The organism is Streptomyces sp. NPDC003036, assembly GCF_040611175.1.
Lineage (GTDB): Bacteria > Actinomycetota > Actinomycetes > Streptomycetales > Streptomycetaceae > Streptomyces.
Genome location: NZ_JBEXNO010000023.1, coordinates 65,788 through 88,582, shown reverse-complemented (window position 1 = coordinate 88,582; position 22,795 = coordinate 65,788). Strand labels below are relative to the sequence as shown.

26 protein-coding genes are annotated in these 22,795 nt (G+C 73.2%); 17 read left to right on the top strand and 9 right to left on the bottom strand.

What is annotated here, in order from left to right; genetic code table 11:
• Positions 1 to 88: 88 nt before the first annotated feature.
• Complete coding sequence (locus ABZX67_RS18800) at positions 89 to 1,507, bottom strand: nucleotide sugar dehydrogenase (RefSeq protein ID WP_355361447.1); 1,419 nt, start codon at positions 1,505 to 1,507, stop codon at positions 89 to 91.
• 245 nt (positions 1,508 to 1,752) lie between these two features.
• Between ABZX67_RS18800 and ABZX67_RS18795 the strand changes: the two genes are divergently transcribed.
• From ABZX67_RS18795 to ABZX67_RS18785, 3 genes are all read left to right on the top strand, one after another.
• Positions 1,753 to 2,148, top strand: coding sequence for a roadblock/LC7 domain-containing protein (locus ABZX67_RS18795; protein WP_355361445.1), 396 nt, complete (start codon positions 1,753 to 1,755; stop codon positions 2,146 to 2,148).
• Positions 2,149 to 2,246: 98 nt separating this feature from the next.
• Positions 2,247 to 3,239: a DUF6397 family protein gene (locus ABZX67_RS18790; RefSeq protein WP_355361443.1), complete on the top strand. Its 993-nt coding sequence runs from the start codon at positions 2,247 to 2,249 to the stop codon at positions 3,237 to 3,239.
• Between the two features lie 81 nt (positions 3,240 to 3,320).
• Complete coding sequence (locus ABZX67_RS18785; protein ID WP_355361441.1) at positions 3,321 to 4,877, top strand: ATP-dependent DNA ligase; 1,557 nt, start codon at positions 3,321 to 3,323, stop codon at positions 4,875 to 4,877.
• Here ABZX67_RS18785 and ABZX67_RS18780 read toward each other — a convergent pair.
• Entirely contained in the window at positions 4,853 to 5,332 is a 480-nt protein-coding gene (locus ABZX67_RS18780; protein WP_355361439.1) for a DUF6328 family protein, read from the bottom strand. The genes ABZX67_RS18785 and ABZX67_RS18780 overlap by 25 nt on opposite strands.
• Before the next feature lie 228 nt (positions 5,333 to 5,560).
• Here ABZX67_RS18780 and ABZX67_RS18775 point away from each other — a divergent pair, with 228 nt between their 5' ends.
• Complete coding sequence (locus ABZX67_RS18775; RefSeq protein WP_355361437.1) at positions 5,561 to 6,232, top strand: HAD family hydrolase; 672 nt, start codon at positions 5,561 to 5,563, stop codon at positions 6,230 to 6,232.
• 36 nt (positions 6,233 to 6,268) lie between these two features.
• On the opposite strand, the gene ABZX67_RS18770 is transcribed toward ABZX67_RS18775, so the two are convergent.
• Entirely contained in the window at positions 6,269 to 6,646 is a 378-nt protein-coding gene (locus ABZX67_RS18770) for a plasmid stabilization protein (RefSeq protein WP_355361435.1), read from the bottom strand.
• A 159-nt stretch (positions 6,647 to 6,805) separates the two neighbouring features.
• Here ABZX67_RS18770 and ABZX67_RS18765 point away from each other — a divergent pair, with 159 nt between their 5' ends.
• The 4 genes from ABZX67_RS18765 (at position 6,806) to ABZX67_RS18750 (ending at position 10,008) form a co-directional block, all read left to right on the top strand.
• Complete coding sequence (locus ABZX67_RS18765; RefSeq protein WP_355361433.1) at positions 6,806 to 7,192, top strand: hypothetical protein; 387 nt, start codon at positions 6,806 to 6,808, stop codon at positions 7,190 to 7,192.
• Positions 7,193 to 7,267: 75 nt separating this feature from the next.
• Positions 7,268 to 7,744, top strand: a complete 477-nt coding sequence (locus ABZX67_RS18760) for an SRPBCC family protein (protein ID WP_355361431.1) — start codon at positions 7,268 to 7,270, stop codon at positions 7,742 to 7,744.
• A 79-nt stretch (positions 7,745 to 7,823) separates the two neighbouring features.
• Complete coding sequence (locus tag ABZX67_RS18755; protein ID WP_355361429.1) at positions 7,824 to 9,497, top strand: NAD(P)/FAD-dependent oxidoreductase; 1,674 nt, start codon at positions 7,824 to 7,826, stop codon at positions 9,495 to 9,497.
• Between the two features lie 112 nt (positions 9,498 to 9,609).
• A complete protein-coding gene (locus ABZX67_RS18750) occupies positions 9,610 to 10,008 on the top strand; it encodes a response regulator (RefSeq protein WP_355361427.1) in 399 nt (132 codons plus the stop codon).
• Positions 10,009 to 10,035: 27 nt separating this feature from the next.
• Here the strand turns inward: ABZX67_RS18750 and ABZX67_RS18745 are convergent, their stop codons facing one another.
• Both ABZX67_RS18745 and ABZX67_RS18740 read right to left on the bottom strand, forming a co-directional pair.
• On the bottom strand, positions 10,036 to 10,977 hold the full coding sequence (locus ABZX67_RS18745) for a hypothetical protein (protein ID WP_355361425.1): 942 nt from the start codon (positions 10,975 to 10,977) through the stop codon (positions 10,036 to 10,038).
• A 404-nt stretch (positions 10,978 to 11,381) separates the two neighbouring features.
• Positions 11,382 to 11,816 carry a subtilase-type protease inhibitor gene (locus tag ABZX67_RS18740; protein WP_355361423.1) on the bottom strand — a complete coding sequence of 145 codons (435 nt, stop codon included), beginning with the start codon at positions 11,814 to 11,816 and terminating at the stop codon, positions 11,382 to 11,384.
• 657 nt (positions 11,817 to 12,473) lie between these two features.
• Here ABZX67_RS18740 and ABZX67_RS18735 point away from each other — a divergent pair.
• Positions 12,474 to 14,012, top strand: coding sequence for a SulP family inorganic anion transporter (locus tag ABZX67_RS18735; protein ID WP_355361421.1), 1,539 nt, complete (start codon positions 12,474 to 12,476; stop codon positions 14,010 to 14,012).
• Here the strand turns inward: ABZX67_RS18735 and ABZX67_RS18730 are convergent.
• Positions 13,985 to 14,203 carry a hypothetical protein gene (locus ABZX67_RS18730; protein WP_355361419.1) on the bottom strand — a complete coding sequence of 73 codons (219 nt, stop codon included), beginning with the start codon at positions 14,201 to 14,203 and terminating at the stop codon, positions 13,985 to 13,987. The genes ABZX67_RS18735 and ABZX67_RS18730 overlap by 28 nt on opposite strands.
• A 202-nt stretch (positions 14,204 to 14,405) precedes the next feature.
• Between ABZX67_RS18730 and ABZX67_RS18725 the strand changes: the two genes are divergently transcribed.
• Both ABZX67_RS18725 and ABZX67_RS18720 read left to right on the top strand, forming a co-directional pair.
• Positions 14,406 to 14,873: an SPW repeat protein gene (locus ABZX67_RS18725; protein WP_355361417.1), complete on the top strand. Its 468-nt coding sequence runs from the start codon at positions 14,406 to 14,408 to the stop codon at positions 14,871 to 14,873.
• Between the two features lie 222 nt (positions 14,874 to 15,095).
• The gene (locus tag ABZX67_RS18720; RefSeq protein WP_355361415.1) at positions 15,096 to 16,391 is read left to right on the top strand and encodes an MFS transporter; all 1,296 of its coding nucleotides are present in this window, start codon (positions 15,096 to 15,098) and stop codon (positions 16,389 to 16,391) included.
• 36 nt (positions 16,392 to 16,427) lie between these two features.
• Here the strand turns inward: ABZX67_RS18720 and ABZX67_RS18715 are convergent, their stop codons facing one another.
• The 3 genes from ABZX67_RS18715 to ABZX67_RS18705 all read right to left on the bottom strand — a co-directional run bounded on the left by ABZX67_RS18715 (position 16,428) and on the right by ABZX67_RS18705 (position 19,534).
• Complete coding sequence (locus ABZX67_RS18715) at positions 16,428 to 16,997, bottom strand: cupin domain-containing protein (protein ID WP_355361413.1); 570 nt, start codon at positions 16,995 to 16,997, stop codon at positions 16,428 to 16,430.
• A complete protein-coding gene (locus ABZX67_RS18710) occupies positions 16,994 to 18,226 on the bottom strand; it encodes a cytochrome P450 (protein WP_355361411.1) in 1,233 nt (410 codons plus the stop codon). The genes ABZX67_RS18715 and ABZX67_RS18710 overlap by 4 nt, the downstream gene beginning before the upstream one ends.
• A gap of 69 nt (positions 18,227 to 18,295) precedes the next feature.
• Positions 18,296 to 19,534, bottom strand: coding sequence for a type III polyketide synthase (locus ABZX67_RS18705; RefSeq protein WP_355361409.1), 1,239 nt, complete (start codon positions 19,532 to 19,534; stop codon positions 18,296 to 18,298).
• A gap of 171 nt (positions 19,535 to 19,705) precedes the next feature.
• Here ABZX67_RS18705 and ABZX67_RS18700 point away from each other — a divergent pair, with 171 nt between their 5' ends.
• The 6 genes from ABZX67_RS18700 to ABZX67_RS18675 all read left to right on the top strand — a co-directional run bounded on the left by ABZX67_RS18700 (position 19,706) and on the right by ABZX67_RS18675 (position 22,782).
• Positions 19,706 to 19,930: an acyl-CoA carboxylase subunit epsilon gene (locus ABZX67_RS18700; RefSeq protein ID WP_355361407.1), complete on the top strand. Its 225-nt coding sequence runs from the start codon at positions 19,706 to 19,708 to the stop codon at positions 19,928 to 19,930.
• A 14-nt stretch (positions 19,931 to 19,944) separates the two neighbouring features.
• Positions 19,945 to 20,439, top strand: coding sequence for a metallophosphoesterase (locus tag ABZX67_RS18695; RefSeq protein ID WP_355361526.1), 495 nt, complete (start codon positions 19,945 to 19,947; stop codon positions 20,437 to 20,439).
• A gap of 29 nt (positions 20,440 to 20,468) precedes the next feature.
• Positions 20,469 to 20,666 carry a hypothetical protein gene (locus ABZX67_RS18690; RefSeq protein WP_355361405.1) on the top strand — a complete coding sequence of 66 codons (198 nt, stop codon included), beginning with the start codon at positions 20,469 to 20,471 and terminating at the stop codon, positions 20,664 to 20,666.
• A 292-nt stretch (positions 20,667 to 20,958) separates the two neighbouring features.
• Positions 20,959 to 21,717, top strand: a complete 759-nt coding sequence (locus ABZX67_RS18685; protein ID WP_355361403.1) for a hypothetical protein — start codon at positions 20,959 to 20,961, stop codon at positions 21,715 to 21,717.
• Positions 21,701 to 22,159 carry a hypothetical protein gene (locus ABZX67_RS18680; protein WP_355361401.1) on the top strand — a complete coding sequence of 153 codons (459 nt, stop codon included), beginning with the start codon at positions 21,701 to 21,703 and terminating at the stop codon, positions 22,157 to 22,159. The genes ABZX67_RS18685 and ABZX67_RS18680 overlap by 17 nt, the downstream gene beginning before the upstream one ends.
• The gene (locus ABZX67_RS18675) at positions 22,156 to 22,782 is read left to right on the top strand and encodes an NAD(P)H-dependent oxidoreductase (protein ID WP_355361399.1); all 627 of its coding nucleotides are present in this window, start codon (positions 22,156 to 22,158) and stop codon (positions 22,780 to 22,782) included. The genes ABZX67_RS18680 and ABZX67_RS18675 overlap by 4 nt, the downstream gene beginning before the upstream one ends.
• Positions 22,783 to 22,795: the final 13 nt, after the last annotated feature.

Here is a 22,795-nt window from a genome sequence, read left to right as displayed (position 1 = left end):
TGAGCCCTTCTGTGTCATCGGAAGTCCGGGCGGCCGCTGCCGCCCGCGGCCGGGTAACCATGACCCGGCGCCGGAACGGTCGCCCGCCTCATCCGGTCGGGTCGCCGGCCGGCCGGGCGCGGTCGTCCCGGGTCGGGTCGTTCGGCTCGCCGAGCAGCACGTCACCGCCGCCCGCGCCCGTGGGGACCTCCCCGGGAGCCCCGGCGCGCGGGTGGATCCGGTTGCCGACGCTCCGGTACGTGAACGGCAGGCCGGACAGCCGCTCGGGAAGCAGGCAGTTCTTGCCGTCCACCACCACGGCGGGCGGGGCCATCCGGGCGCCCAGCTCCGACCAGTCGGCCTCGATCGTCTCGGGCCACTCGGTGAGGACGACCGCCGCGCGGGCGCCTTCGACGGCCGTCCGGAGGTCCGGGCACGGCCGGGCACCGGGGAAGAGGCGGCCCAGGTGCTCGGCGTCCATGGCGGGGTCCCAGACGCGTACGCCGGCCGTGTCCTCGAGCAGGTGCGGCACGACGACGCGGCTCGGGGCCGCCCGCATGTCGTCGCTCCACGGCTCGTAGCGCGCCCCCAGGACGGCGACCTCGCAGCGGGCCAGGTCGTCACCGAGCTCGGCGCGGAGCGTTTCGCGGACCAGCCCCGGCTGCGCGCGGTTGACCGCGACCGCCGCGTCCAGCAGCGGAGTGGGCAGGCCGCGGGCCACCGCCCAGTGCGTCAGCGCGGCGGTGTCCTTGGGCAGGCACGAGTCACCGAAGCCCAGCCCGGGCTGGAGGAAGGCGTGTCCGATGCGCGGGTCGAGGCCCACCCCCTGCATCACGTGGTCGATGTTCAGCTCCGGAGCCGTGCACAGCCGTGCGAACTCGTTCGCGAAGCTGATCTTCATGGCGAGGAAGGTGTTGCTGGCGTACTTGACCATCTCCGCCGACGCCGGAGTCGTCACCACCCAGGGGCAGGCCAGCGGCCCGTACAACTCCTGGAGCACCGGCAGGACGACGGCCTGCGACCACAGGCCGACCACCACCCGCGACGGCGCCGACCAGTCGTCCAGGGCGCTGCCCTGGTTGAGGAACTCGGGGGTGTAGGCGTACCGGTCCCGCAACTGGGGGTACGCCACGAGGAAGCCGTCGCTCGTGCCCGGCGGAACCGTGGACTTCAGCACCACGTACGGCGCCGGCAGCAGGGCGGCCGCCTCGCCGAGCGCGACCCCGACCTGGGACAGGTCCGCCGAGCCGTCCTCGGTGGGCGGGGAGCCCACGGTGATCAGCACGAGGTCGAAGGGTTCCCGCAGGTGCGTGTGCGCGAGGTCGGGGGCGAACCGCAGCCGCCCGGTCCCCAGGGCGAGGGACAGCTCCTCCTGGAGACCCGGCTCCGACACGGGCGCACGGCCGGCCGTCAACGACTCCAGGCGCGTCGCGTCCCGTTCGATGCCGGTCACGTGGTGGCCCTGCCGTGCGAGGGCGACCGCTCCGGCCACTCCCACGTAGCCCTGCCCGACGACGGCGACACGCATAGGAGGCTCCTGACGCTGGTCCGGTCCGGTGTGGCGGCCATGCCCAGCTTCACCGCGCCCCCACCGCCCGGCCACCCGCCGCGGGCGGAAGGGTGAGCGGCCTGTCCGTCCACCGCGGCGACGGAGCGCTCTTGCCCTGTTCACGACAGTACGGAAGGCTTACGGAAGCCCGACGACCACAGGGCACGGGCCTGCGGGCCGACGGGGAACGCGGGACCACGACGCGGACGAGGGGGAGACCGGACATGGCTCTGGACAAGGGACTCGACTGGCTGCTGGACGACCTGACGCAGCGGGTCGCGTACATACGGCACGCCCTGGTGCTGTCCAACGACGGCCTGGTGACGGGGGCGAGCAGCGGTCTCGCCCGCGAGGACGCGGAGCACCTCGCCGCGGTCTCCTCGGGGCTGCACAGCCTGGCCCGCGGGTCCGGGCGCCACTTCGGGGCCGGCAACGCACGGCAGACGATGGTCGAGTTCGACGAGGCGATGCTGTTCGTCACCGCCGCCGGCGAAGGCAGCTGCCTGTGCGTGCTGAGCGCCGCCGAGGCCGACGTCGGCCAGGTCGCCTACGAGATGACGCTGCTGGTCAACCGGGTCGGCGAGCACCTCGCGGTGGCCGCGCGGCGGCCCGGCGCCTGAGTTGTCCACAGGCCTGACGCGACCGGGCTCCGCCGCGCTACCTTCGTGACACAGAGTGACGACGCACGGTGCGTCACCTTTCACGGGGGAGGACCGTCATGACGGCCACCGAGACCACCGCACGCAGCCTCACCCTCGGGCGCGCGGCACAGAAACTCGCCCTGAAACCCAGCGAGTTCGACCTCGCCGTCCAGCTCGGGCACGTGCGCACCGTGCCCGGGACCGGTGGTGGGCGGCGGCGCGTCGCCCAGACCGAGATCGACCGGCTGCGCGGCGCGCCCGACTTCCCGGACGGCCTGCGCGAGCGGGTCCGCACCGTGGGCACGGCCGAGGCGGCCGAGCTCGCCTCGATCACCGCCGACCGCTTCACCAAGCTGGCCAGGACCGGGCACCTGACACCGGTCAGGTTCTACCTCAACCGCTACCGCGCCGTCGTCTGGCTCTACCTCGCCGGTGAGGTACGGGAGTTCGCCGCGCACCACCCGGAGCTCCTCACCGGCAGACTGCCCCACGCCCTGCGCGCCAGGCTCGACGCGGGGGACGACGCCCGCCCGCGCAACTGGCGTACCCGCCGCCTCGGCCTGCTGCTGCGCGGGGCGGAGGATCCGTGGGCGGCCGCGGCGGCCATCGCCACGCTGCTCGACCCGGTCCAGCTGGCCGAGGTGGTCGACGATCCGTACGAGCGCGCCTACCTCGACCGTCTGCGGCCGGAGCCGCCCTACGGCCGCCCGGAGTCCCTCTCCGCCCGCGAGATCAGCGACCGGCTGCTGCTGGCGGACGAGCCCGACGAGATCCTGTGGCACCGCATCAACCTGGCGCTCGCCCTCGACGAGGCCCGCGCGGTACGGCGGGCTCCACGCCCGGACGGCGGCGTCACCACCGCGCCGGACCCTGCACGGGCCCCCACCCGGCCACCGGCCTCCGCACCAGCCTTCACACGGCCACCAGTCCCGGCACCGGCCTTCGCACCGGCCTCCGCGCTGCCGGCCGCGCGGCCCGCACCGGGGCGCAGCGGCCTGCTCGCCCGGCTCCGGCTGCGCCGCCGCAAGACGGGGCTCGGGGTGCCGACCGGCCCGGGCCGGCGGGGGTGAGCGCCTGGCGTGCCCGGGCGGGCGCGTGCGCGATGTGGCGGTCCGCGTGCGTGCGGCGCGCCGGGCGTGCACCATGGCCGCATGCTGCTGGCCCGTCTCGCGGAGGTCTCCCGCCAGGTCGCCGCCACCTCCGCGCGCTCGCGCAAGACCGCCGCCCTCGCCGACCTCTTCGCGGCGACCCCGCCCGAGGAGGCGCCGCTGGTCATCGCCTACCTCGCGGGTCGCCTCCCCCAGGGGCGGATCGGCGTCGGCTGGAGCACGCTCAAGGACCCCGTCCCGCCCGCCGCCGAGGCCACGCTGACCGTCGCCGACACCGATGCCGCGTTCACCGCCCTCGCGGAGGTCGCCGGCCCCGGCGCGCAGGCCGAGCGGCAGCGCCTCGTGCGGGAGCTGATGGGCGCCGCCACGCCGCCCGAGCAGGAGTTTCTGCTGCGGCTGCTCACGGGCGAGGTCCGCCAGGGCGCGCTGGACGCCGTGGCTCTGGAGGGGGTCGCCCTGGCGGCCGCGGCACCGGCCGCGGACGTACGGCGCGCCGTGATGCTCGACGGGTCGCTGCCCCGCGTCGCCCAGGCGCTGCTCGCCGAGGGCCCGGCGGCCCTGGAGCGGTTCCGGCTGCGGGTCGGCAGCCCGGTGCAGCCCATGCTGGCGCACACGGCCAAGAGCGTCACCGAGGCGATCGCCACGCTCGGCCCGTGCGTCGTGGAGGAGAAGCTCGACGGCATCCGCGTCCAGGTGCACCGCTCCGGCGACGACGTCCGTGTCTACACCCGCTCGCTCGACGACATCACCGACCGCCTTCCCGAGATCACCGCGACCGCCCTCGGCCTGCCCGGCGACGAGTTCGTCCTGGACGGCGAGGTGATCGCCCTCGACACAGTCGGCCGCCCGGTCCCCTTTCAGGACATCGCCTCCCGCGTCGGCTCGCGTCTCGACGTGACGACCGCGGCGGCCGCGCTGCCCGTGTCACCGGTCTTCTTCGACGTCCTCGCGGCGGACGGCGATGTCCTGCTGGACCTGCCCGGCCGTGAGCGGCACGCGGTGCTCGCCCGCCTGGTTCCCGAACCGATGCGGGTCCGCCGTACGGTCGTCGAGGACCCGTCCGACCCGGCCCGGGTGGAGGCGGCGGAGGCTTTCTTCGCCGACACCCTGCGCCGCGGCCACGAAGGCGTGCTGGTCAAGGCGCTCGACGCGCCGTACAGCGCGGGCCGGCGGGGCCGCTCCTGGCTCAAGGTGAAACCGGTCCACACGCTTGACCTGGTCGTCCTCGCCGCCGAGTGGGGCCACGGCCGCCGCACCGGGCTGCTGTCCAACCTGCACCTGGGTGCGCGCGGTGCCGACGGCTCCTTCGTCATGCTGGGCAAGACGTTCAAGGGCCTGACCGACGCCATGCTCCGCTGGCAGACGGAACGGCTGCGTGAACTGGCCGTCGAGGACGACGGTTTCACCGTCCGCGTCCGCCCGGAGCTCGTCGTCGAGATCGCCTACGACGGCCTCCAGCGCTCGCCCCGCTACCCCGCCGGGATCACGCTGCGCTTCGCCCGCGTCGTACGCCACCGCCCCGACAAGCGGGCCGAGGAGGCCGACACCGTCGACCAGGTGCTCGCGAGCGGCCCTCAGGGGGCGTCCCGCATCGTGTAGCGGTGCCTGACCCACAACGGAAGGACGTACCAGCACACCAGGTACCAGCCCACCACGCCCGCGACCAGCCACGGCACGAAGTGGTCGCTGGTGGCGACCCGCAACACCAGGAACAGCGCCGACACCAGCGTCGCCAGCAGCAGCAGGAGCCCGATGAAGGTCAGCCGGGACGCCCACTGCACGGTCTGCGGCTTGATCCGACGCCCGGCCACGAGCCGGTGGAACGACACCGGGCCGATCAGCGCCCCGGTCGCGGAGGCGCCGAGCGCGACCGTCGCGATGTAGATGCCCTTGTCGGTGGACGTCAGCTCCTGGTACCGCGGCGTGAACACCACCGTGAGCAGGAAACCGAAGAGGATCTGCACACCCGTCTGGGCAACCCGGATCTCCTGGATCAGCTCGCCCCAGCGCCTGTCCGCACGCTCCTCCTCCGTCTCGTTCCGCCCCCGCGCCAACCCCGAGGTTCCTTTGGAGACACGTCCGGCGACACGTCCGGAGGCGCCTCTCTCATCCTGGTCCGCCATGCCTGCCTACCTCCCACGCACCCTTGTAACCCGCCGGAGCCCGCTCAACCGCGGCGGTACGGCAGCCGACGGAACTCCGCGGGTGTCGCGCCGCCCGGGATCGATCGGCGGCTCCCACACGTCCATGCTCGTACGGAAACGGGAAGGGGAAGAGACGATATGACGACCCGCGCGGCGGTCTTCGACGTGGACGGCACCCTCGCCGACACCAATCACCTGCACGTCATCACCTGGTGGGAGGCGTTCCGGCAGGCCGGGCACGACGTACCCATGCACGCCGTCCACCGCTCCGTCGGCCTGGGCTCCCATGACCTGATCGCCCGCCTCCTCGGCGAGGACCGCGACCGCGAACAGGACGACGCGCTCAGCGCCGCCCACAAGACCCTCTACGGCACCTACTTCGACCGGCTGCCCGCTTTCCGGGACGCGGGCCGGCTCCTGCGGACGCTGGCGGCGAACGGCTGGACGGTCGTCCTCGCCACCTCCGCCGGGGGAGCGGAGCTGTCCGCCCTGCGCCGCGCGATCGACGCCGACGACGCCATCACGGCGACCGCCGGCGCCGACGACGTGGAAGAGGGCAAACCCGCACCGGAGCCGGTGCGGCACGCTCTGGAACTGGCCGGGGCACCCGCCCACGGCTCGGTCTTCGTGGGCGACACGGTGTGGGACATGCGGGCGGGCACCGGCGCCGGCGTCACCTGCGTGGGACTGCTGTGCGGCGGCATCCCGCGCGCCGACCTGACGGAGGCGGGGGCCGCCGTGATCCACGACGACCCCGCCGACCTGCTCGCGCACCTGGACGACGGTCCGCTCGGCCGCCCCACCCCCTGATCCGGCCGCCGCCCGCCGCCTCCCGGCGCGCATCCGTCACTTGCCGAGCTCGCGCTGGAGCTCCGCCTTGTTCATGGACGAGCGGCCCTGGACGCCCTTGCGCTTGGCCTCCTCGTACAGCTGGTCGTACGTGGCCTCCTTGGACCCGCCACCGCCCGACCGCCGGCCGCCCTGCTGGGAGGACGACGTTCCCTGCTTCGACGACCCGCTCGACTTGCTCGGCCCACTCGACCCGCTCGACTTGCTGGAGCTCGACTTGCTCGAGGACTTGGCCTCACCGGTCTGGGCCCGCTGCTTGTTCACCGTCCGGGCCGCGATCTCCTCCGACCGCTCCTCGCGCGCGCCGCGCTCCTTCGAGCTCTCCTTGATGTGCTCGTACTGCCGCTCCCGCTTGGGGCTGGATCCTGCGGGCATCGCTCCTCCTCACGGCCCCCCTTGCCTGTCCTCACCCTCGTACCAGGCACCCACCTCCGCAAACGCGCGCCCCCGATCCCGATTGGAGCTCCGGAGGCGAGGTATGCGGGACTGTACGACGCTGAACGGGTAGCCCCGCGGACCAAGGAGTGGAGCGACGTGGAGAACAAGGCAACGAACAACCACCCTGCGGACTGTGATGTCACCGTCCAGCTCACCGACTGCGATCGCGAGGAGGCGCGGATCGTCTTCGACACGCTCGATCACGTCTTCTCGGCCTGCGACGCGCCCGCGCCGGGACCGGAGCAGCGCCACGACCACGAGCCGACCGTCTGGGTGGCGACGTTCGACAGCTCGGCGCACGCGAGCGAGCAGCTCCCCGGCCCGCCGCACCTCGGACACCCCGTGCAGGCCCTGCTGACGGGCGACCACCACGCGGTGGCCGAGGTGGAGAAGGCGCTCGGCCGCCTCTTCGAGGTACGCACCTCCGAGTCGGTGTCCGGAGAGCACGAGAAGGAGTCGCGCCTGCTGCTCGCCCCGCGCTGAGGGCGCGGGCCCGGGGCGGCGGGCACCCGCCGCCCGTCTTCGTCAGCGGACGTAGGAAGGACGCCTGGAGGCACCATGGCTGTGCGGCACCGGTTGATCAGAAGGGCCCCCGAAGCGGTGTGGGCCGTCCTCGCGGACGGGGCGCGGTACGCCGACTGGGTCGTCGGCACCGACTCGTCCCGCCAGAAGGACGACAACTGGCCGAAGGTCGGCTCCGAGATCGCGTACACCGTGCGCCTCGGCCCGTACACGGCCGAGGGCGACACCGTCGTCCGCATCTGCGATCCGCCCCGGACGCTGGAGCTGGAGGCCCGCAGCGGCGCCCTCGGCACCGCCCGGATCGCCATCGAGCTGCGTCCCTGGGGAGACGAGACGCTCGTCGTCCTCGACGAGCACCCGCTGCGCGGGCCCGGCGGCCTCCTGCACAACACGGTTCTCGACGCCCTGCTGCAACTGCGCCACCGGGCCATGCTGGGCCGCCTCGCCGACCTGGTCGAGCGGACCGCCACCGACGCCGGGCCCGCCGAAGCCCGCGCCGCCGGCGCCCCCTGAGAGCCGGGCCGACGGGAGGAGACGGACGCTGACGGGGACGCGGACGGACGCGGACGGGCGGAGACGGACGGAGAGAGCGATGTCCCGGACACCGGCACCGGACTGGCACACCCCCGCCCTGGAGACCACCGCGCCCGACGCGGTCGTCATCGGAGCGGGGCCCAACGGGCTCGTCGCGGCGAACGTCCTCGCCGACGCCGGGTGGCGCGTCGAGGTCCTGGAAGCCAACGACGAACCCGGCGGGGCGGTCCGCAGCGACCGGGGTGTGGACGCGGAGTACGTCAGCGACCTCTTCAGCGCCTTCTACCCGCTCGCCGCCGCCTCGCCCGTCATCGCCCGCCTGAACCTCCACGAGGAGGGGCTGCGCTGGAGCCACGCGCCCCGCGTCCTCGCCCACCCCCTCGGCGACGGCCGCTGCGCCGTGCTGGAGCGGGACCAGGCGGCCACGGCGGCCGGACTCGAACAGTTCGCCCCCGGCGACGGCCTCGCCTGGGACGGCCTGTGCGACATCTGGGACCGGCTCGGCGAGGACATCCTGGGCGCCCTCTTCACCCCCTTCCCGCCGCTGCGCTCCTCGGCCCTCCTGTTCGCCCGGCTGCGCGCCGCCGGGGGCCTGCACCTCGCCCGTACGCTCCTGCTGCCCGTGCGCCGCCTGGGCGAGGAGGAGTTCCACGGCGAGGGCGGCCGGCTGCTCCTGGCGGGCAACGCCCTGCACGCGGACCTCGCGCCCGAGTCAGCGGGCAGCGGCGGGTTCGGCTGGCTGATGTCCATGCTGGGCCAGACCGTCGGCTACCCGGTCCCGGTCGGCGGCTCCGGCGCCCTCACCGCCGCCCTCGTACGGCGGCTGGAGCGGCGCGGAGGGCTGCTGCGCTGCGGAGAGCGGGTCGCGGAGGTCGTCGTACGCTCCGGGCGGGCCGTGGCGGTCCGCACCGACGACGGCGAGACGGTGCCGGCCGGCCGGGCGGTCCTCGCCGACGTGGCCGTACCGACGCTGTACGGGGACCTCGTCGCCCCCGAGCACCTGCCCGGACGGCTCCTGGACGACGTGCGCCGCTTCCAGTGGGACTGGGCCACCTTCAAGGTCGACTGGGCCCTGTCCGGACCCGTGCCGTGGACCGCCGAGCAGGCCGTCGGCGCGGGCACCGTGCACCTGGCCGACGGCATGGACGAGCTGACCCGCTTCGCGGCCCAGATCGCCATGGGCCGGGTGCCCGACCGGCCGTTCCTCCTCGTCGGCCAGATGACCACCGCCGACCCGACCCGTTCGCCGGCGGGGACCGAGTCGGCCTGGGCGTACACCCACGTCCCGCACGACGTACGCGGTGACGCGGGCGACGACGCCCTCACGGGCACCTGGGACCGGCGCGAGCGGGAGGCGATGGCCGACCGCGTCGAGGCGCAGGTCGAACGGTTCGCCCCCGGCTTCCGCGCCCGCATCCGCGCGCGCCGCGTCCTCGCGCCGCCCACCCTGCAGGCCCTGGACGCCAACCTCCGCGACGGTGCCGTCAACGGCGGCACGACCGCCCTGCACCAGCAGCTCGTCTTCCGCCCGCTCCCGGGCACCGGCCGCCCCGAGACGCCCGTCGAGGGCCTGTACCTCGCGTCGGCGGGGGCGCATCCCGGGGGCGGCGTGCACGGCGCCCCCGGCGCGAACGCGGCGCGCGCCGCGCTGCGCAGCACGCGCCCGGTCCGCCGCACACTGGCCCGCGCGCAGGGCGCCCTGGCGAGCAGGGGCCGCCGCGGCCGCCTCTGAAGGCCCGCGGAGGAGCTGCCACGGACGGCGTCATGGGCGCATGCTGGGTGAGTGGGGGTCGCGCGGTCGCCCGCCGGCTCCACCGAACGGCATGGAGCGGAGGTGAGGAGCCATGGCCGTCGGGGAGAAGGTCCTACTGGTGGACGACCACGAGGACAACCTGCTCGCCCTGCAGTGCGCCATCGCGCCACTCGGCTACCCCATGGAACTGGCGACCAGCGGCGACGCGGCCCTCAAGGCGGTGCTGCGCGGGGGAATCGCCGTCGCCGTCCTCGACGTCGTCATGCCGACGCTGGGCGGCCTGGACGTCCTGCTCTACATGCAGCGGGTCGAACACACCCGCCACATCCCGGTGATCCTGGTCACCGGCTGGGGCGCCGGCGCGCAGCTCCAGCGCGAGGCGCTGCGCCTGGGGGCCGCCGACCTCCTCGTCAAACCGATCGACCCGTGGGCGCTCCGCATCAAGGTGGGCTACCTCCACGGCACCAGCCGGCGCCTGTCCCCGGCCTAGGACTGGAGGCGCCTCTCCGCCCGCGGCTCACCGTGTTCCGCGCGGCCGGCCCGGAGCCCGCTGCCCCGAAGACCGCTCCTCCTGTGCCGCTTTCCCGGCCGCCTCCTCGGCCCGTCGGCGCGCCCGGTGCGCCTCGCGCTCGGCCTCCCGGGCACGGTCCCGCGCCTCACGGGCCTCGGCGGCGGCCGTGTGCCGCCGCTCCTCGGCGTCTCTCAGCTCCGCGGCCAGGGCTGCGGCCCGGCGCTCCGCCTCGTGCAGCTGCGCCTCGGCGCGCTCCCGGTCCGCTTGCGCCCGCCGGTGCCGCTCCTCCCGCTCGCGTGCTTCCCGCTCGGTCGCCGCGGCCTCCTGCCGGGCCTGCTCCAGCCGCGCCCGCCGCTCGCGCTGCCGCTCCTCCTCGGCCTCCCGCTCCTCCTTTCCCTCCCGTGCCTTCTCTTTCTCCGGGATCTCCGGCGGGCGGCGTCGCGGCCGCTCCGCCACGGCGGCCGGCGCCACCGCCGTGAAGCCGACCGGCGCGGACAGGGGTCTCGCCAGCCGCCCGGCCGCCCACTCCTCGGCCGCCTGCGGATCCGTGAGCGCCGCGTTCAGCGTCGCTTCGACCTCGTGCAGCACGTCCTCGCCGACCGGCTGTCCCGCCTCGGCCGCGAGCTGCCCCGCCTCCCGCGCGAGCGCCCTGACCACGAGGTGGCGGCGGTGGCCGAGGTCGCGCAGCCGCTCCCCGTCGAGCTCGTGGTGGGCCCGCCGCAGGGCCTCGCCGAGGGCGACGAGCGACCGTGTCTCCTCGCGCCGCTCGCGTACGAGCAGATTGCTGGTCCACGCGGCCAGGGTGGGCTTGCGCAGGGCCCTGATCCGGTCCGCGAGCGCCGGGTCACCGGCCCTGCGGGCTTCGACGGCCCGCGCGTTCCGGGCCGCAGTGAAGCGGTCGGGCCGCAGCCCGTAGAGCTCCTCGGCGACGCTGTCCAGATCCCGCATAGGACCACTGTGGCCGTCCGCGCCGGGTTTCTCCTCCCGGGAGCGTGGCAGTCGTGGCAGACGCGGGAGTGGCAGCCGTACGCACCGTCGCAGTCGTAAAGCGAAGGAAACAGGCCATCTTCCCTCTCCCCGGGCTCCGGCCCGCGGGCCCGGGCGGCCGCTCAGGGCGGGCCGGACGGATGCCGGGTCAAGAAGTGGTATACGAAACGTAATGTGCGCGGAGCGGTCAAGAGCCCGGGGAAAGAGCAGGGAAACTCCGGCCGTCACTCAGGGTACGCACACGGAACGACGGCCCGCACGGCCGTCTTGGTGCCGGCTGTGCGGGCCGCGAGAGGAGGGCGTCGAGGCCGTTCGGCCCACCCGTTTCGCCCTCCGATGTCGGCACGGACATGTGCCGAGCAGACTCAGAAAGCGAAGACGCTGTCGCTTTCGGTCTGCATCACACAGGAATTGGGGAATGTGCGGGTGTAGTCCACGCGCCGGCCTTCCCAGACGCCTTGCGCGGTGACGACCACCGGGTCGTAGATCTTGATGCAGGGCCGCTGCTCGTCCCCGCCGAGCTTGTCGAACTCGCCCTGCGCCGCACGCAGTTCCGCGCACGCCCGCTGCGGCGCCGGGTGCGTGCCGCCGGGGGTGGGGGCGCAGGTCAGGGTAGTCGCCCGCAGGGGCGTCGAGGACGCGACGTCCTCGCCCTGCCCAATGGTGAGGACGAGTGCGCTCGGGGCGTAGAGCCGCTGCCCGGCCTCGGCGCGCTCCGCGGCCTGCGCCGCGGTCAGCGGGCCGAGGGTAGCGGCGGTGACGAGGCCGCATATGAAGGCGCGCTTTAACAGTGTCCGCATGGTGTGAATCCTCTCGCTTGGTTTCCCGATGGGGTGCGGTGGACACACTGCCTCGCGCAGGCTGTTGACGCACATTCAGGGGCGCTTTTCAGTTTTGTCTGTTATTCAAGCAGTGACGCGAAAGCGCCTTCCCTCCCGGCCTGCCCGGGCCGCCCGACACCCCGTCACCAGCCCGTACGGGGGCGCCCGATACGGTTCAAGACTTCACGATGCGTAGAACCCTGCGGTCCGGGGCCGGGTCAACACGGCTGAAACGTAACGGCAACATGGCTCAGGGTGGCGCTGGAGCCACCTTTCATCTGAAGGTAATGTTCAGGCAAAGTCAGCGGAAGTCGCAGTGGCGCATGCTCGCATGAACGCCGCACCACGGTGTCGTGCGCCCCGACGGCTGCCGCGGAGACCCCGCGGTCCGCCGACCTCTGTCCATGACCCGACCACACCGCGCCCCCGGCCACGGCCCGGAGCGCAGGAGGCAGGCCACGATGTACCACCCAGAAGCCGCTGTTCCTGACCGGGCGACCGCCCACCGGCCGGACGCGCACGGGGAGTTCGGGCCGCTGTGAGCCGCCCGGCCCTCTTCCGTGACCCGCTCGGCCCCCTCGCCGTCCGACGTCCGCCGCCCTTGTCGGCGAACCGCACCGCTAGGAACACACCCTCATGTTCACCGCTTTCAAAGACCTTTCCGTGCTGCGCCGCGACTTCCTCGCGTCGCTCGTCGTCTTCCTCGTCGCCGTGCCCCTGTGCGTGGGTGTGGCGGTCGCCTCCGGCGTGCCCGCCGAACTGGGCCTGATCACCGGCATCGTCGGCGGGCTCGTCGTCGGCGCGCTGCCCGGCAGTTCCCTTCAGGTGAGCGGCCCCGCCGCGGGCATGACCGTGCTCGTCTTCGAGGCCGTGAGCGAGTTCGGCCTCGCCGCGCTCGGCGCCATCGTGCTCATATCGGGGCTGCTCCAACTCGCCCTGGGGGCCCTGCGGTTCGGCCGCTGGTTCCGGGCCATCTCCGTCGCCGTCGTCCAGGGCATGCTCGCGGGCATCGGCCTGGTCATCGTCCTCGGCCAGCTGTACGCGATGGCCGACACCACCCAGCCCTCCGGCGGCCTCGGCAAGCTCGCCGGACTGCCCTCGCTGGCCGCCTCCATCGCCTCCGGAGGCACCGCGCTCACCGCGTTCCTCCTCGGCGCGGGCACCATCGCCGTCCTCGTCCTGTGGCCGCGGCTGCCCGCCCGGGTCCGGGTGGTGCCCGGTCCGCTGGCCGCGGTGGGGCTGGCCACCGCCGTGGCCGCGCTGTTCGAGCTGCCCGCCGCCAAGGTCGAGGTGCAGGGTCTGCTGGAAGCCGTCCAGCCGCCCGGCCTCGGCGACTTCGCCGACCTCGCCGGGATGGCGGCGATCGGGACGGTACTCGCCTTCACCCTGATCGCCTCCGCCGAGAGCCTGTTCAGCGCGGCCGCGGTGGACCGGATGCACGACGGTCCGCGCACCGACTACGACAAGGAGCTCATGGCGCAGGGCGTCGGCAACACGATCTGCGGGGCGCTCGGCGCCCTGCCGATGACAGCCGTGATCGTACGCAGCGCCGCCAACGTGCAGGCGGGTGCCCGCACGTCGCTCTCGCGTTTCCTGCACGGGATGTGGCTGCTGCTGTTCGCGGCGCTGCTCCCCGCGACGATCGGCGCCATCCCGCTCGCCGCGCTCGCCGGCGTCCTGGTGCACGCGGGCTGCAAGCTCGTGCCGGTCGGGGATCTCGCCCCGCTGTGGCGTGAGCACCGGGGCGAGGTGGTCATCCTCGGCGTCACCGCCCTGGCCATCCTGTTCACCAACCTCTTCGAAGGGGTGCTGCTGGGGCTGCTGCTCGCCGTGTGCAAGACCGCGTGGGAGACCTCCCACCTCCACGTCGAGGTCCGGGAGCTCACCGGGGGGCGGCTCGTGGCCGCCCTCACCGGCAACGCCACCTTCCTGAGGCTGCCGAAGATCCTGGAGCGGCTGGAGGGCTTGCCCCAGGACCGGCCCATCGAGCTGGACCTGTCCGGGGTGCGCCACCTCGACCACGCGTGCCGGGTCGCCCTGGAGAACTGGGCGCTCCGCCACAACGACGCCGACACCGAGCCGGTCCGCCTGCTCCACCCGGCCCCGGCGGGCCCGGGAGCCCCGGAAACTCCCGCGGATCCGGCGACTCAGCCCCCGGCGGTGTCGAGGGCGTAGCCGACGACGGACCAGGGCGTCAGTCGGCCCTTCTTGACCAGCCCGACGGCCTGGTCTGGCTCGTGCCCGCCGGGCTGTCCGGCAGGCTGCCCCACGGGCTGCTCGGCGCCCTGCGCCGTGGCCGCGGTCCCGGCGCCGGCGCCGATCAGCGCGCCGGCGACCGCGGCCACGGCTGCGGCGCGGAGATGCATGGTACGGGCGGAACGGATGTTCACGGTTCCCCTCTCGACGTCGTCAGTCCTGAGTCCTGCGGGAGATCAACGACGGGGAGCCCCGCAGGTGTCGTGACCAGGAGCGGACAACAAGGGGATCTCTGCCTGTTGACCAAAAGGTCCGAAAGGAGTTTTATGGGATAAAGGGCAGATAAAGTCTTCCACAGGAGGCAGGCCCGCAATGACCACTCATCCGAGCATCGAGCAACACCCCGATCTGGCCGAGATGCGCTCCCGGTTCGAGCGTGCGACCAGCAACCCCCGTACCCAGGCGATCGAGGCGCTGGGCCTTCTCACAGGTGTCTACCTGGCGGCCTCTCCCTGGATCGCCGGGTTCAGCGGCCTCACCGCTCTCGCCGTGAGCAACTTGATCACCGGTATCGCCTACGTGCTGTGCATGGGCGGGTTCACCTCGGCGTACGAGCGGACCCACGCCATGGCCTGGTGCGCCTGCGCCATCGGCGCATGGACGATCGTCTCCCCGTGGGTCGTGGCCGGCAACGTCGACACGACCCGCAGTGTGGTCAACAACGTCATCGTCGGCGTCGTGGCTCTGCTGCTCGGCGCGGCCATGGCCGCGGCCGCCAAGGCCGAAGGCCGCTCCGGACGCGCCCGCGTCCGCGGAGGCCCTGGCCCGACCATGGAGTGAGGAACGGACTGAGGAACCGAGGAGCTGACACGCTCGACGTGATGTGACGCGCGCAGCGACGCGCCCCCCGTACGGCCCCGACGCCACCGACGGCGCCGGGGCCGTCGCGTGGCCGGCCCCGCGCGCCGCCGCACCGACACGTAACACGGCCACGGGCACGTCACACGAACACGTAACACGGGACAGGTGTGCGGTGTCGTCGGCGCGGGGAGGGCCGTGATCATGACATCTACTTCCGCTCCGGCCCGCCCCGGGCCCGGACACCGCCCCGCCCGGCAACTCCTCGCGGCCTCCGTCGGCAACGCCGTCGAATGGTACGACTGGTACGCCTACACCTTCCTGGCCACGTACATCGCCGGCCAGATATTCCCCCAGGGGGCCGAGACCTCCCTCGTCCCCCTCCTCGCCACCTTCGCCGTCTTCGCCGTGGGCTTCTTCATGCGCCCCGTCGGCGGCCTCCTCATGGGCGCCGTCGCCGACCGGCACGGCAGACGGGCCGCCCTGACCGTCACCATCCTCCTCATGGGCGGCAGCAGCCTCCTGGTCGGGCTCACCCCCACGTACGCGGCGGCGGGCCTCGCCGCCCCCGTGATCCTCGTCGTCGCGCGGCTCCTCCAGGGGCTGTCCGTGGGCGGCGAGTTCGCGGCCTCCACCACCTTCCTCGTCGAGTCGGCCGGCCCCGGCCGCCGCGGACTGTTCTCCAGCTTCCAGTACGTCTCGACGACCATCGGCCAGCTCGCCGCCTCCGGCATCGCCGCCGTACTGGTCTCCACCCTCGGCGCGGGCGCGATGGAAAGCTGGGGCTGGCGCGTCCCCTTCCTCCTCGGCGCGGCGCTCAGCCTCGTCGGTTTCTGGATCCGGCGCGGGGCGCACGAGACGCTCGCCCCCGGCGCCGACGGCCGAGGCGCCCGCTCCCGCCCCGGACTGTTCGACGCCCTGCGCCACCACCCGCGCGCGTCCCTGCTGATCTGCGGCATCACGGCCGGCGGCACCATCGCGTACTACACATGGACCTCGTACCTCCCCACGTACGCCGAGCTCAACGCCGGTGTCTCGAAGGCCGACGCGCTGCTCGCCGGCACCCTCTCCCTCGGCTTCTTCGCCGTGCTCCAGCCGCTCGGCGGCCTGCTCTCGGACCGGTACGGCCGCAAGCCGCTGCTGCTCTTCTTCGGCGTCGGCTTCGCCGTCCTCAGCGTGCCGCTGCTGCGCTCCATCAGCGGCTTCGGCACGCTCCTGCTGGTCCAGTGCGCGGGCATGGTGCTCCTGACCGGGTTCACCTCGATCTCGGCGGCCGTGAACGCGGAGATCTTCCCCGCCCGCGTCCGCGCGGCAGGCATCGGCTTCCCGTACTCCCTCACCGTCGCGCTCTTCGGCGGGACGGCACCCTATGTGGGCACCCTCTTCAAGGACCTGGACCGCCCCGGGCTGTTCCCCTGGTACGTCTCCGCCCTCTGCCTGCTGTCCGCGGTCGTCTACCTGCGGCTGCCGGAGAGCGCCCACAAGGAGCTGGCACGCTGAGCCGGGAACGTCGCCGAACCCGGCTCCGTACGCCCGCTATCCGGCGCGCGCGTCGTGCCGCAGCGGCGTCAGCTGCTCGATGTCGTACCGCGCCCGCAGCGCCGCGATGGCGTCGTGGTCCGGCGGGCCGCCCTGGTCCAGGATCTCCAGCAGCTCCTCGAAGTACCGCTCGTGGTCCGGCGGCGGCGACGCCTGGAAGAACATCTTGGCCGGGGTGTCCGTACGGTTGGCGAACGCGTGCGGACAGCCCGGCGGCACCACGATGACCGTGCCCGGCGTGGCCCGCACCGTGCGCTTGCCGGACGCCGACTCCCAGTGCCGCCAGTCGTCCGGCGTCCGCACCCGCGGCTCGAACGCCAGCACGTCCAGCTCCCCTTCGAGCACGTAGAAGAGCTCCTCGCTCCGCGTGTGGAGGTGCGCCCCCACGTCGAATCCGGGGGGCACCACCACTTCGAAGCTGGACGCCGCCCGCGAGTGTTCGCCCGTCACCTTGAACGTCACCTGCTGGGCGGGCGTACGCAGCGTCCGGCCGTGCCCCGTCGGCACCAGCAGCCCGTCGGGCGCGCCGGCGAGCAGGGCCGCCGGCGTCCCGTGGTGCGCGGTCACCAGGCCACCGGGAGGGACTCGGGGCCGCGGATGAGCGCGCCCCGGCGGAAGCGGAGCTGCTCCACCGGGACGGCGAACCGCAGCCCGGGGAAACGATCCGCCATGGCGTCGACGAGCAGCTCCGTCTCCAGCCGCGCCAGCATGGCGCCGACGCAGTAGTGCGGCCCGTACCCGAACGCCACATGGGGGTTGGGGCTCCGGTCGAAGTCGAGCGTCTCCGGATCGGCGAACACGTCCGGGTCCCGGTTGGCCGCCAGGTACGACACGTAGACCGGCTCGCCCGCCCGGATGCGTACGCCGGCGACCGTCACGTCCTCCAGCGCGATCCGGGACAGGCCGACGGCGCTGCGGTGCGGGATGTAGCGGAGCATCTCGTCGATGGCGCGCGGGCGGATCTCCGGTTCGGCGCGCAGCCGGGCGAGGTGCTCGGGGTGCGTGAGCAGGATGAAGACCATGTTGCCGACGTTGTTGGTGACCGCCTCCCCGCCGATCTGGATCAGCAGGGCCAGTCCCACCGCTTCCGAGGCGGTGACCTCGCCGTCCTCGATCGCCGCCCCCAGCAGGCCGATGACGTCCTCGCCGCCGCCCGGACCGCGCTCGCGCAGCACCTCCGCGAAGTACGCGCACATCTCGTCCTTGGCGCGCTGGCTGCGCTGGGCGCCCTTGGCCGAGGACAGGATCAGCGAGGTCCACTCGTGCATCTGCGGCCGGTCGGCCTGGGGCACGCCCATCAGCTCGCAGACCACGGCCAGCGGGAACGGCTCCAGCAGCCGCTCGGTGAAGTCGGCCGGCGGCCCGTCGCGCAGCAGCTCCTCGACGAGCTCGTCGAGACTCTCCCTGGCCCGTTCCCGCACCCGCTCCACACCGCGCGTGGTGAACGCCGGCGCCACCGCCCGGCGCAGCCGGGTGTGGTCGGGCGGGTCCTCGAAGCCGACCGCCCCGTCGACGGGGATGAAGTGCGGGGCGAGCCGGGTGACGTTGTGCTGGGTGACCAGCTTGCGGCTGAAGCGCGGATCGTTGGTCACCATCCGCACGTCGTCGTAGCGCGTCACCAGCCAGGCCCACCCGTCGCCGTTGGGCAGCTTGATCCGGGTGACGGGCCCCTCCCGCATCAGCTCGGCCAGCACCGGGTCGAAGTCGACCCCGAACAGGTCGAGCGCGGGCCAGGGGCGTACGGGCGGCAGCGTGGCCGCGTCGGCCGTGGTGGCCGTGGTCGTCTCATCCAGCACGGTGCGAATCCTCTGTTGAAGACGCGATCGGGAACGGTCCAGGGATGGTTGGGATTGATCAGACTTCGATCAGGACTGATCGGAGATGGTCCAGCGGCCGAGGGACATCTCGGCCGTGATGCCGGGACCGAACCCGGCCAGCAGGCCGCGCGCCTCATGCTCCGCACTGCCCTCGTCGAACAGCCGGCGCAGCGCGTCCAGGACGACGGCGCTGGCGATGTTGCCGTACTCGGTCAGCGTCGCCCGGCTGAAGCGGAACGCCTCCGGCGGGACCCCGAGGAACTTGCTGAGGTCGTCCAGGATTCGGGGCCCGCCCGCGTGGATGATGTAGAAGTCCAGGTCGGACGCGTCCCAACCGTGCTGCCCCGCCAGCTCCTTGAGCGCCGGAGCCAGCGGCTCCATGGTGCCCGGCACCCGCTTGTCGAGCTTGAAGTGGAACCCGGTGTCCTTGATGTCGTACGCGATCCACTCCTCCGTCTGCGGCACCAGGTACGAGCCGTTGCGCTCGAGCGAGATGCCGGTGCCGCCGCGCCCGCGCATCACCGCGGCGGCGAGGCCGTCACCGAAGAGCCCGTTGGACAGCAGGTTGCCGACCTCGAGGTCGGTGGGCTGGTAGCACAGCGAGCAGAACTCGCAGGCCACGATGAGGGCGTTCGCCTCGGGATAGGCGGTGCAGAAGTCGTGGGCGCGGTTGATGGCCGCGCCCCCGGCGGCACAGCCCAGCTGCGCGATGGGGATCTGCCGGGTGTCCGTACGGAACCCCATGGTGTTGATGAGCCAGGCCGTCAATGACGGCATCATGAAGCCGGTGCAGGACACGTAGATGATCACATCGATGTCCTGGGCACGCAGCTCGGCGTCCTCGAGCGCCTGGCGGATGACGGCGGGCACACGGGCCTTCGACTCCGCCTCGTACACGGCGTTGCGGGCCTCGAATCCGGGGTGCTTGAGCGTCTCCTCGATCGGTCGCAGGAGATGCCGTTTGCGCACGCCGGTGTTTTCCATCAATCGCAGCGCCAGCGCCAGCTGCGGGTGGTCCGCGTGGATGGAGCGTGCCAGATCAAGCGTCTGCTGCATGGTGATCACATGCTCGGGGACCGCCACTGCGGGTCTGCACAACGTGGCCATGACGTAAGCCCTTTCGTCGCGTTTGCTCAAAGAATCACGGACCTGCGGCCAGGTCGCGCGTCGAAGAAATCCGGCGCCGTTGGGCCGAACCGGGGAGCGAAGGCCCTCGCCGGCACCGGTGGGCCGCCGCCGCGGCCCGGGGCCCCGGGCGGCCGGCCTCGGGCCCGGCGCCCCGCTCATGGGCCGCATCACGACGTCAGGCCCCCCCGACCCCGGTGCGCGTCGCGCACGGCACGCAGGAGTGGCGTGCGCGACGTGCGCAACAACAGCGATGGCGTGGCGTGACCACGACTCACCCGTGCGGCCGAGCACGGCATGCCCCGGCGGAGGGCGTCGGCGCAGCATGAGGGAATGCCGCACCACCTGCGTATCGTCCACGGCCGCCCGACCGCCACCGAGCTCGCGGCGCTCACCGCCGTGCTGACCGCACTCGCCTCCCGGTACGCCGTCGAGGGCCCGGAAGCGGACTTCTCACCCGCCCCGCGCAGGGCCGAGTGGGACCGCGGCTGGCGGGCGCATCCGGCACCCGGATCGTGGCGCGCCCGCTTGGGCGCGGTCGTCCACCACCGGCGATGAGCGACGGAGACGGCCTGCGGCTGCTCCTCACCTCCGACACCCACGTGCCCAAACGCGCCCGGCACCTGCCCGCCGAGCTGCTCGACGCCGTCGACCGGGCCGATGTGGTGCTGCACGCGGGGGACTGGGTGGACGCCGCCACGCTGGACCTGCTGGAGCGCCGCGCCCGGCGCCTGATCGCGGTGTACGGCAACAACGACGGCCCCGAGCTGCGCGCCCGCCTCCCCGAGGTGGCCCACGCCGACCTCGGCGGCCTGCGCTTCGGCGTCGTCCACGACACCGGGCCGGCCCAGGGCCGCGAGCGCCGCTGCGAGGAGCGGTTCCCCGGCCTCGACGTCCTGGTGTTCGGACACAGCCACATCCCGTGGGACACCACGGCACCGGGCGGGCTGCGGCTGCTGAACCCGGGCTCCCCGACGGACCGGCGCCGCCAGCCGTACCGCACGTACATGACGGCCCTGGTGACCGGCGGCCGCCTCACCGGGACCGAGCTGCACCGCCTGGGTTAATACGGCGCGGGGCGAGGAACCCGGAGACCATGAAGGAGCGCAAGCACACGCCCGAGACGGCGACGGAAGAGGTCCTGCACGAGTTCGAGGAGGCCGAACTCCGCATCGGCGAGGGGGAGCGGGACAAGAGGCGGCGGAAGGACGGCGAGGCGGCCGACACCCTGACGCCGAGCCCGACGGCCCAGGAGTCGGTACGCCGCGAGAAGGACCGCGAGGGCGAGACGTAGGGAAGGCCGGTAGGGAAGGCCGGTAGGGAAGGCCGCAGAGGCCGGATGACAGAGGACCGCCGGGGCGGCAGCACTGACGCCACCCCGGCGGTTCTGCGGTTCTGCGGCCCCGGATCCCGTTCGCGTCCGGCGCCCGCCGGACGTCGGGTCAGTCGTCGGTGGCCACCGACGCGTTCTCGGAGACCACGTCCTGCAGGATGTGCGACAGGGCGCTGTCCCCCTTCACGGCCGTGGAGTTCTCGGCGCACTACACTCCGCACCTGTGCTGCGCGGCGCGCCTTACGATCGCACGATGAAGTCACTGTCCCGTGCGGTGCGCGTGGTCGTGTCGGACCCCGCCCCCGTCCCCGCTCTGCCGGGCCATCCCGCGTCGTACGGGATCACCGATCCGGCGGAGGTGCGGGAGGTGGTGGCCGCCGTCACGGCCGCCGAGGCGGCGCGGGCGGCCACAACGCCCCTCTTCGACTGCATGTGCCAGGACCACCCCCGGCTGACCCTGTACGACGCGGGGAGCCAGCGCATCCGCACGGTCGGCAAGCCCCCCTCGGACCTGCTCGGGCCAACGGCCCCGGGAGCCATCCCGAGGCGTCACCGCGACGCGTGGGCCTCGGCCGCCCCCGAACCGCTGCGCCCCTACGCACGGGCCTGGGCCGAGGGAGACGTACCGGATCCCGGAACGGCACGGTCCGTCCCGCTGGAGGTCGTGTTCGGGTGGCTGGGGTCGCCGCGCGCCGACGACGCCGCCCATGTGCTCGCACGCCTGGCGCCCCTCGCCCTGCTGACGGAGGCGCCGACGGCGGATCTCGCCTGGGCCGTCCGGCGTACGGACACCACGGGGCTGGACGGCGCGGTCGCCTTCTTCGCGAGCGAACACTTCACGACCCGCCACCCGAAGAAGCGCCGTATCGGCGCGACCGCCCGCGACCTGCTGCTCCGCCACGCACGCACGCGCCACCCCGATCAGGTGGCGGTGCTCCAGCGGCGGCTGCTGGTGGCGGCGGACGACCGCGTCACACGAGGAAGGACGGAGTGCCGTGAGCAAGGACGCTGACGCGTTGTACGTGAGGTTCCAGGGGACGCACCGCACCCCACGGGGGCACTTCCCCGGCGTGTTCGCGCTGGCCAACGGGCTGGCCAGGGAAGGCAGGCTCACCGAGGAGGAGTACCGGTTCTGGCGGGCGGCCAACGACTGGTACGACGCTGCCTACCCCGACCCGTCGGACACCGACCCCACCGTCTACGACCAGGACGTCAACCCCGGTGCCGTCGCGTGGTTCAAGACCACGGCCGTGCACCTCATCGACCGGGTGACCGGTTACCTGGATCTCCTGGCAGCCCACGGAGTGGCCTGCGAGCGCGTGGAGTCGACGTCCCCGGGGCGGATCCTCTACGAGGACGACGTACAGGTCGTGGTCGTCCCGTGGCAGACGGAGCCGGCGCGTCGGTCCGCCGCCGGAATACCGGCGGAGCAAGGCAGTTGTAAGACAGCATGACCATTGATACGACTGATGCGACGCACGGCACGGACCGCTCGTTCCTCTTCGTCCTCGGCAGCTCCCGGCCGGACGGCAACACCGAGATCCTCGCGAGAGCGGCCGCCGCGCAGCTGCCCGCCGGAACTGCGCAGCGCTGGGTGGACCTGTCCGGGCTGCCGCTGCCGGACTTCCAGGACGGACGGCACGAATCCGACGGCTGGTCGGCGGGGGAGACCGAGGAGACGCTGCGGCAGGCCACGCTGGAGGCCACCGACATCGTCATCGCCTCGCCCCTGTACTGGTACAGCCTGTCCGCGCACACCAAGCGGTACCTGGACTACTGGTCGGGCTGGCTGGTGGCGCCCGGCTCGGACTTCAAGGAGCGGATGGCGGGCCGGACCCTGTGGGGCGTGACGGTCATGGCGCACCAGCAAGAGGTCGTCGCCGACGGCCTGGTGACCACCCTTCACCACACGGCCGCGTACATGCGGATGCGGTTCGGCGGGGTGCTGCTCGGCAACGGTTCCCGGCCCGGACAGGTGCGGGACGACGAGCGGGCGGCGATACGCGCCAAGACCTTCTTCCAGCGTGAGGCCCCGCTCGCCCGGTTCCCCTACGAGGAGGGGGCCGGGGAGCGGTAGCCCCACGCGGAGT